Here is a 9,363-nt window from a genome sequence, read left to right on the forward strand (position 1 = left end):
TCTCGGTCCCGTGGCCGCCCCGTACAGTTGATCCCGTGACCAGCACGCTGACCTCGCCCCTCACATTCCTCAAGGGCCACGGGACCGAGAACGACTTCGTGATCGTCCCCGACGCCGACAACACCGTCGAGCTGCCCGCCGCGGTCGTCGCCCGGCTGTGCGACCGGCGGGCCGGGATCGGTGGCGACGGGCTGCTCCACGTGGTCCGCAGCGCCGCCCACCCCGAGGCCCGGTCCATGGCCGACGAGGCCGAGTGGTTCATGGACTACCGCAACGCGGACGGCTCCGTGGCGGAGATGTGCGGCAACGGCGTCCGCGTCTTCGCCCGCTACCTGGAGCACGCCGGACACGTCGCCGCCGGCGAGGTCGCCGTCGCCACCCGCGGCGGGGTCAAGAGGGTCCACCTCGACAAGGACGGCTCCGTCACCGTCTCCATGGGCCGCGCACGGCTCCCCGAGGACGGCGTCACCGTCACCGTCGAAGGACGCAGCTGGCCCGCCCGCAACGTGAACATGGGCAACCCTCACGCCGTCGCCTTCGTCGAGAGCCTCGACCACGCCGGCAACCTGTTCAGCGAGCCCCCGTACGCCCCGGCCGCGGTCTACCCCGACGGCGTGAACATCGAGTTCGTCGCCGACCGCGGCCCCCGCCACGTCGCCATGCGCGTCCACGAGCGCGGCGCCGCCGAGACCCGCTCCTGCGGCACCGGCGCCTGCGCCGTCGCCGTGGCCACCGCGCGCCGGGWCGGCGTCGACCCGGCGCGGAGCGGCACCCCCGTCACGTACACCGTCGACGTCCTCGGCGGGAGGCTCGTCATCACCGAGCACCCCGACGGCGAGATCGAGATGACCGGTCCGGCCGTCATCGTCGCCGAGGGCACCCTCGACCCCGCCTGGCTCGCCGACGTCCCGGCCGCCTGAACCTCAGCCGGCCGGCCAGCAGAGACGGCCCGCCAGCAGGCCGGCCGGACAGCAGGGCCGGCCGGCCCCCTCGACACTCCGCCGATCCACCGCCGTCCACCCCGAGCGGGACGGCGGCCGGGTCCCGCGTGCCCGCCCGACCGCCCCTCCGAGCGGCCACGACCGACAGGAATCGAAACAGTCAACGACTGATCCGTCGCTCGAATGGGTGATCCGTTTCACGCTGGGCGAGAGGGGCACTGCAGCGCGTGGTGGGGTCGGTAGCATCAAGCACCGGCCCGGCAGGCACGCCTTGCCCGCCCACCGCCGGTCGACGTCGCCGGAGGTGCCCCATGAGTGCAGAGGCCACCAACCCTGTGAGCGCAGCCGAGGCCACCGGCCCCGACGCTCCCAGCCGCAGACGAGCCCGCGCGAGGATCGACCTCCGCCGACTGGGCCGCGCCGCTCTGCTCGGTCCCACCGCGAGGGACCGGCTGCCCGACGCGATCGGGCACGTCGCCGAAGCGCACCGCGCCCACCACCCCGAGGCCGACCTCGCCGTGCTGCGCCGGGCCTACGTCCTCGCCGAGTTCTCGCATCGCGGGCAGTACCGCAAGAGCGGTGAGCCGTACATCACCCACCCCCTCGCGGTCACCCTCATCCTCGCCGAACTCGGCGCCGAGACGACGACGTTGACCGCCTCCCTCCTCCACGACACCGTCGAGGACACGGACGTGACGCTCGATCAGGTCCGCGAGCAGTTCGGCGACGAGGTCGCCTACCTCGTCGACGGCGTGACGAAGCTGGAGAAGGTCGACTACGGCGCCGCCGCCGAACCGGAGACCTTCCGCAAGATGCTCGTCGCCACCGGCAACGACGTCCGCGTGATGTCGATCAAACTCGCCGACCGGCTCCACAACATGCGCACCCTCGGCGTGATGCGCCCGGAGAAACAGGTCCGCATCGCCAAGGTCACCCGCGACGTCCTCATCCCCCTCGCCGAGCGGCTCGGCGTGCAGGCGCTCAAGACGGAGCTGGAGGACCTGGTCTTCGCGATCCTCCACCCCGAGGAGTACGAGAACACCCGCGCCCTCATCGCCGAGAACACCGGCGCCGGCGACGCTCTCGCCGCCATCGCGGACGCCGTCTCCGCCGTGCTCCGCGAGGCGGACATCCCCGCCGAGGTCCTCATCCGGCCCCGGCACTTCGTCTCCGTCCACCGCGTCCGGCTCAAGCGAGGAGACCTGCGCGGCGGCGACTTCGGCCGGCTCCTCGTCCTGGTCAACGAGGACGCCGACTGCTACGGCGTCCTCGGCGAGCTCCACACCTGTTTCACCCCGGTGATCTCCGAGTTCAAGGACTTCATCGCCGCCCCCAAGTTCAACCTGTACCAGTCGCTGCACACGGCCGTCGCCGCCCCGGACGGAGCCGTCGCCGAAGTCCTCATCCGCACCCACCAGATGCACAAGGTCGCCGAAGCGGGCGTCGTCGCCCTCGGTAATCCGTACACGCCCCCGGCCACGGCCGACGCCGGCGCCGAAGCGGCCGAGGACGGCGAGCGCGCCGAGACAGCCGTGGGCGGCTTCGCCGTGCTGGGCGTAGGCGGCGTCCACGCAGCTCGCCCCGGCGGGCAGGCCGAGTGTTCCGCCGTCGGCGCGGAAGACGGTGATCTCCTGGTCCTCGGCGAGGTCGGCGCGCAGCGAGGTCCAGAAGGTGTCGGGGTCGGGGGTGGCCTCCTGCCAGTCGAGCAGGCGGGAGAGCCAGCCGGGGCGGGTCGGGTCGGCGCGCTCGCCGTCCTCGGCCGCTTCGGCGCCGGCGTCGGCCGTGGCCGGGGGCGTGTACGGATTACCGAGGGCGACGACGCCCGCTTCGGCGACCTTGTGCATCTGGTGGGTGCGGATGAGGACTTCGGCGACGGCTCCGTCCGGGGCGGCGACGGCCGTGTGCAGCGACCCGGCCGGTCGGCGTCTCGGCCCGGCGGACGGTCGGGTCGAGGGTGGCGAACAGTGCGTTCTCCACCAGCACACCCGCGCCGGTCAGCCGGTTGAGCAGGGAACCCGGCCGGTCGGCGTCTCGGCCCGGCGGACGGTCGGGTCGAGGGTGGCGAACAGTGCGTTCTCCACCAGCACACCCGCGCCGGTCAGCCGGTTGAGCAGGGAGGACTTGCCGGCGTTCGTGTATCCGGCGATGGCGACCGACGGCACCTTGTGACGGCGCCGCTCCTGCCGCTTGATGTCGCGGCCGGTCTTCATCTCCGCGATCTCCCGGCGCATCTTCGCCATCTTCTCGCGGATCCGACGCCGGTCGGTCTCGATCTTGGTCTCACCGGGACCACGGGTGGCCATGCCGCCACCACCGCCGACTTCACGGCCCTGGCCTCGGAGGTCGCGGGGCGTGACCTCGGCTCCTTCCTCGCGGGCTGGCTGTACGCGAAGAAGACCCCGGCCATGCCCGGCCACCCGGACTGGCGCAGTCGCGCTCCGGAGGCCGCCGGAGCCGTGAAACCGGGGTGACGGGCCGCGTCCGGGCGTGTCACCATCATCAGGTCGGCAGCGCGGCCCGGCCGGGAATGTTTCACGGCCGTCACACGTTGTGATCGATGCAACGACTTTCCATCGACGTAAGGATCAAATGACCTCCTCTTCATCCCCTTCCCAGGACGAGCAGAGCTTCGCCGAGACGAGCCGCACCGAGAGCCTTCGGGCCGATGCCCTGATGGAAGAGGACGTCGCCTGGAGCCACGAGATCGACGGAGAGCGGGACGGCGATCAGTTCGACCGCTCCGAGCGCGCGGCTCTGCGGCGCGTGGCGGGCCTCTCCACCGAGCTCGAGGACGTCACCGAGGTCGAGTACCGGCAGCTGCGCCTGGAGCGCGTGGTGCTGGTCGGTGTGTGGACCTCGGGGACCGTCCAGGACGCGGAGAACTCCCTCGCGGAGCTCGCGGCCCTCGCCGAGACGGCGGGCGCCCTCGTGCTCGACGGCGTCATCCAGCGCCGTGACAAGCCGGACCCGGCCACGTTCATCGGCTCGGGCAAGGCACGCGAACTGCGGGACATCGTGCTCGAGACCGGCGCCGACACCGTCGTCTGCGACGGCGAGCTCAGCCCGGGTCAGCTCATCGCCCTCGAGGACGTCGTCAAGGTCAAGGTGGTCGACCGGACCGCCCTGATCCTCGACATCTTCGCCCAGCACGCCAAGTCCCGTGAGGGCAAGGCGCAGGTCGCTCTCGCGCAGATGCAGTACATGCTGCCGCGACTGCGCGGCTGGGGTCAGTCGCTCTCCCGTCAGATGGGTGGCGGCGGCGGTGGCGGCATGGCCACCCGTGGTCCCGGTGAGACCAAGATCGAGACCGACCGGCGTCGGATCCGCGAGAAGATGGCGAAGATGCGCCGGGAGATCGCGGAGATGAAGACCGGCCGCGACATCAAGCGGCAGGAGCGGCGCCGTCACAAGGTGCCGTCGGTCGCCATCGCCGGATACACGAACGCCGGCAAGTCCTCCCTGCTCAACCGGCTGACCGGCGCGGGTGTGCTGGTGGAGAACGCACTGTTCGCCACCCTCGACCCGACCGTCCGCCGGGCCGAGACGCCGACCGGCCGGGTATCGTCAACAAGGCCGACGCCGCCGATCCGCTGGTGCTGCAGCGGATCATGCGCGCCGAGCGGCACGCCATCGCGGTCTCCGCCCGGACGGGCGAGGGCATCGAGGAGCTGCTCGCGCTCATCGACGCCGAACTGCCCCGTCCGAAGGTCGAGATCGAGGCGCTCGTGCCGTACACCCAGGGCGGCCTCGTCTCCCGGGTGCACGCCGAGGGCGAGATGCTCTCCGAGGAGCACACCCCGGAGGGCACGCTGATCAAGGCACGGGTGCACGAGGAGCTGGCGGCGTTCCTGATGCCGTACGTTCCCGCCGCGCACTGAGCGGTCGCCCCACGCGGAAGGCCCCGCCCCCTCGATGCGAGGGGGCGGGGCCTTCCGCGTGAACGGACCCGGACGGGGCCCGGTGCCGGGCCCCAGGGGTCAGCGGGCGAACTTCTTGCTGACCATGTCGTGCGCGGCCTGGGCGCCCCTGCCCAGCTGCGGTCCCGCGAGCCAGCCGTTGCCGCCGGCCGGGCCGATCGAGGTGTTCGACACGAGCGCGGTCTTGCCGTTGGGCAGCACCCGGAACCAGCCGCCGCCGGACGAACCGCCGGTCATCGTGCAGCCGATGCGGTACATGGTCGGCGTGGCCGGAGCCGTGGTCAGCCGGGTCGGCCGGTCCAGGCACTTGTGCATGATCAGGCCGTTGTACGGCGGCGCCGCCGGGTAGCCCCAGGCACCCATCGTGCCGGCCTGCGCGGCCGTCGGCGCCGAGAAGTCGACCGGCAGGGCCGCGCCCACCGTCTCCTCCAGGGACTTGCCGCCCCGCTCCGGCTTCACGTGGAGCACGGCGTAGTCGTAGGGCCAGGCCGGGTTCGTGCCGCCGCGCTGGATCCACTCGCCCGAGGTCACGGCCCAGTCGGCCCAGTACTGGCCGTAGGGGGCGACCTCGTGGGGCTGGGCGTTGCGCAGTGCGGAGGCCGACTTGCCGAGGTCGTTGTAGGCCGGCACGAAGGCGATGTTGCGGTACCAGCCGCCGCGCTGACCGGCGTGCACGCAGTGGCCGGCCGTCCAGACCATGTTGGACTTGCCGGGCCGGCGCGGGTCCTTCACGATCGTGCCGGAGCAGACCATGTGGCCCTGCGGGGAGTCGAAGAAGATCTTGCCGACCGGAGCCGCGTTGCGGTGGTACGGGGTCTTCTCGCGCTGGGCCTGCACCGGACGCGGCACCGGGTCGCTGCCCGAACTGCCCGAGGCGGCCGCGATCGTGGGGTCGGGGCTCTTCGCCGACTGCATGCGCTGGTTGTCCCAGAGCCCGTCGATGACCGGGTTGACGAAGTCCTCGGCCTCACGCAGCCACGTGTCCTGGTCCCAGTTCTTCCAGTCGCCCTTCTTCCACTTGTCCAGGTCGACGCCGTGCTTCTTCAGCTTGTCGGCCAGGTCCTGGGGGAGCGCGGCGTCTCCGCCGTCGCCGGTGGGACCGGACGCGTTGGCATCGGCGGCCGGCTTGTCGGCGGCCGGCGTCTCGGTCGGGCCGCAACCCGTCACGGTCAGCGCGAGCGCCACCGCCAGACCGGCGGCGGCCGGCAGAAGTCGTATGGAACGCATGAGTTGTTCTCCCCCTGAGACGGATCCCGCGTCCCGGCCCTGCCACTCATGGGTTGCCATGGACGCGTCACTAGCGGTGCACAGTATGCCTGCCACCGGGAGGCGGGACCCCAGGGGTCCCGCCTCCCGGTTCACCCGCGGGTCAGTTGCCCGCGTACTTCTTGCTGACCGCGTCGTACACGCCCTTGGCCTCGGCGCCCAGGCGCGGACCGGCCAGCCAGCCGGCCGTCACCGGGCCGATGGAGGTGTTGGACACCAGGGCCGGCTTGCCGTCCTGGCCCTTGGCCACCCAGCCGCCGCCGGACGAACCGCCGGTCATGGTGCAGCCGATGCGGTACATCGTGGGCTGCTCGGCCTTCACCGAGAGGCGGCCCGGCCGGTCCTGGCACTGGAACATCTTCTGGCCGTCGTACGGCGGGCCCGCCGGGTAGCCGGTCGCCGTCATCGCGGAGATCTTCGAGACCGCGGGGGCGTTGAACTCCACCGGGAGCGCCGAACCGACCGTCTCCTCCAGCGACTTGCCCGTGCCGCCCTTCTCGGGCGTCACGTGGATCACCGCGAAGTCGTACGGCGCGCCCTGACCGCCGGTCGACGCGCCCTCCGCGATCCACTGGTCGGACGTCTGCACCCAGTCGCCCCACCACACGCCGTACGGGGCGACCTGGTCACGGGTGGCGTTCTCCAGCGCGGAGGTCGGCTTCCCGCTGTCGTTGTAGGAGGGGACGAAGGCGATGTTGCGGTACCAGCCGCCCTTCTTGCCGGCGTGCACGCAGTGACCCGCAGTCCAGACCATGTTGGACTTGCCCGGGTGCGCCGGGTCCTTCACGACCGTGGCCGAGCAGACCATCGAACCCTGCGGACCGTCGAAGAAGACCTTGCCGGCCTCGGGGACGCTGGCGTGGTACGGCGACTGGACGGACTTCGCCCGCACCGGCGCGGGGGTCGGGTCGGTGACACCCTTGTCGCCCGAGATGTCCTCCTCCTCGACCGGCTTGTCGGGGCGCTCGGCGTCCCGCATGCGGTCCGGGTCCCAGAGGTCCTCGATGATCGGGTTGACGTAGTCCTTGGCCTCACGCAGCCACTTGTCGCGGTCCCAGTTCTTCCACTCGCCGTCCCTCCACTTGTCCAGATCGATCCCGTGCTTCTTGAGCCGGTCCTTGAGGTCGTCCGGAATCGTGATCTTGTCGCCGGTGGACGGACTCGCGGGTGCGCTGGGCTTGTTCCCCGCGTTGTCCTCGGTCGGGCCGCAGGCCGTCGCCGTCAGCGTCAACGCCGCCACGGCGGCTGCCGCGGCGAGCAGCGGACGAATCGGTCGCATCTCGTGATCCCCCTGGGACTACGTCAACTTGTGCATGAGTGAACAGTGTCGGCGCCGTGACCGGCGCTCGAAGTGCGGCCCCCACTATGCCGGTGCCGGAGGGGACGGTACGCGCCAGGTGCGCGGTTCCCGCCGCGGTGCGGCCGTTGCCGGGACGTGACGCAGACCACTCGAAGGATCTTCGGATCGGCCCGTTATCCCCGGCGCCTCCCGTCGTTGGTAGGTACGGGGGGCACAGAGGCAGCGTTCAGGGCCGTCGTACACACGGTCGAGCGACGTACCGATGTGCAACGCAACTGTTACAGCGGGAGGACACCGAGCCGTGGCCGTGACCGAACCAGCCCCGGCGGCACCGGGGGCCGCACGGACGGACGAAGGGGAGAGGGCGACGGGCGGGGGGAGCGCCCACGAGGGCATCCTGCGCCGCCAGTCGCTGCGCGAGTCGGCGGCGCGCACGTACGCGCGCTCGTTGCCGATCGTCCCCGTCCGGGCGCGGGGACTGACCATCGAGGGAGCGGACGGCCGCCGTTACCTCGACTGTCTGTCGGGTGCCGGGACGCTGGCGCTCGGGCACAACCATCCGGTGGTCCTGGAAGCGATCAGGAAGGTGCTCGACTCGGGTGCCCCGCTCCACGTCCTCGACCTGGCGACCCCGGTCAAGGACGCCTTCACCACCGAGCTGTTCGCCACGCTGCCGGCCGGCCTCGCCGAGAACGCGCGGATCCAGTTCTGCGGCCCCGCCGGTACGGACGCCGTCGAGGCCGCCCTCAAACTGGTCCGCAAGGCCACCGGCCGCAGCGGACTGCTCAGCTTCGCCGGCGCCTACCACGGGATGACGGCGGGAGCCCTCGACGCCTCGGGCGGCGCGACCGACGTCCGGGTGACCCGGCTGCCCTACCCGCAGAACTACCGCTGCCCGTTCGGCGTCGGCGGAGACCGAGGCGCCGAACTGGCCGCCCGCTGGACCGAGACCCTCCTCGACGATCCCAAGAGCGGGGTCACCACACCCGCCGCGATGATCCTCGAACCGGTGCAGGGCGAAGGCGGCGTGCTCCCCGCGCCCGACGACTGGATGCGCCGCATGCGGCGCGTCACCGCGGCCCGTTCCATCCCGCTCATCGCCGACGAGGTCCAGACGGGCGTCGGCCGCACCGGCGCCTTCTGGGCCGTCGAGCACAGCGGCGTCGTCCCCGACGTCATGGTCCTGTCCAAGGCCATCGGCGGCTCCCTGCCCCTCGCCGTCGTCGTCTACCGCGCCGAACTCGACGCCTGGGAACCCGGAGCCCACGCCGGGACCTTCCGCGGCAACCAGCTGGCCATGGCCGCCGGTGCGGCCACCCTCGCCCACGTCCGGGAGAACCGCCTGGCCGACCGGGCCGCCACCCTCGGCGCCCGCATGCTCGGCCGCCTCCAGGGTCTGGCCGCGGCCCACCCGTCCATCGGCGACGTGCGCGGCCGCGGGCTGATGATCGGCGTCGAACTCGTCGACCCCACCGCCGAGGACCCTCTCTCCGCCGACCCCCACATCCCGCCCGCCGACCCCGTTCTCGCGTCGGCCGTCCAACGGCAGTGCCTGGACCGCGGACTCATCGTGGAACTGGGCGGACGCCACTCCGCGGTCGTCCGGCTCCTCCCGCCGCTCACCCTCACCGACGAACAGGCCGAGGCCGTCCTCGACCGCTTCGCCGACGCCCTGGCAGCCGCCGAGCGCGCCCACCGCCCGGCACAGCCCGACCGCCCCCGGCCCGTACGCCGGCGGGCCGTGCACCACCGGAACGACACCGGACCGTCCCACTGATCCCGGACCGAACCCGGACACCATCACAAGGAAGTCCCGCCGTGAACGCGACCCCCGCACCCGAAGCGCCCGACGCCGACAGCACCCCGCACGGGCCCCTCGCCGTCGAACACGCCGTCGTCCCCCGTCAGCACTCCGGCCCGTACGACCCCCGGCCCGCCG

The 9,363-nt window shown here is 72.2% G+C and carries 4 protein-coding genes and 4 pseudogenes; 5 read left to right on the forward strand and 3 right to left on the reverse strand.

The features are described 5' to 3' along the window. Positions 1-35 precede the first annotated feature (35 nt). Positions 36-920, forward strand: coding sequence for a diaminopimelate epimerase (gene dapF, locus EAO71_RS05925; RefSeq protein ID WP_187282575.1), 885 nt, complete (start codon positions 36-38; stop codon positions 918-920). 332 nt (positions 921-1,252) lie between these two features. Next, positions 1,253-2,485, forward strand: a pseudogene (locus EAO71_RS05930) (HD domain-containing protein); the annotation flags it as partial. A 468-nt stretch (positions 2,486-2,953) separates the two neighbouring features. Here EAO71_RS05930 and EAO71_RS05940 read toward each other — a convergent pair. Beyond that, positions 2,954-3,271: pseudogene (locus EAO71_RS05940) on the reverse strand (GTPase); the annotation flags it as partial. Between EAO71_RS05940 and EAO71_RS38585 the strand changes: the two are divergent. Together EAO71_RS38585 and hflX are read left to right on the forward strand one after the other, a co-directional pair. Further along, a pseudogene (locus tag EAO71_RS38585) lies at positions 3,248-3,412 on the forward strand (M1 family peptidase); the annotation flags it as partial. The pseudogenes EAO71_RS05940 and EAO71_RS38585 sit on opposite strands and share 24 nt — an antisense overlap. 118 nt (positions 3,413-3,530) lie before the next feature. After that, positions 3,531-4,819: pseudogene (gene hflX / locus EAO71_RS05950) on the forward strand (GTPase HflX). A gap of 99 nt (positions 4,820-4,918) precedes the next feature. On the opposite strand, the gene EAO71_RS05955 reads toward hflX, so the two are convergent. After that, positions 4,919-6,085, reverse strand: coding sequence for a trypsin-like serine peptidase (locus EAO71_RS05955; protein WP_147976719.1), 1,167 nt, complete (start codon positions 6,083-6,085; stop codon positions 4,919-4,921). 142 nt (positions 6,086-6,227) lie between these two features. Beyond that, positions 6,228-7,403: a trypsin-like serine peptidase gene (locus EAO71_RS05960; protein ID WP_147976720.1), complete on the reverse strand. Its 1,176-nt coding sequence runs from the start codon at positions 7,401-7,403 to the stop codon at positions 6,228-6,230. Between the two features lie 322 nt (positions 7,404-7,725). Between EAO71_RS05960 and EAO71_RS05965 the strand changes: the two genes are divergently transcribed. Continuing rightward, entirely contained in the window at positions 7,726-9,201 is a 1,476-nt protein-coding gene (locus EAO71_RS05965) for a diaminobutyrate--2-oxoglutarate transaminase family protein (RefSeq protein WP_261992026.1), read from the forward strand. Positions 9,202-9,363: the final 162 nt, after the last annotated feature.

The sequence above is a fragment of the Streptomyces sp. MS191 genome (assembly GCF_008042125.1).
Lineage (GTDB): Bacteria > Actinomycetota > Actinomycetes > Streptomycetales > Streptomycetaceae > Streptomyces.

Excerpts from the sequence above, each read along its gene's own strand:
- EAO71_RS05955 (WP_147976719.1), bottom strand. The coding sequence starts at position 6,085 with ATGCGTTCCATACGACTTCTGCCGGCCGCCGCCGGTCTGGCGGTGGCG.
- EAO71_RS05960 (WP_147976720.1), bottom strand. The coding sequence starts at position 7,403 with ATGCGACCGATTCGTCCGCTGCTCGCCGCGGCAGCCGCCGTGGCGGCG.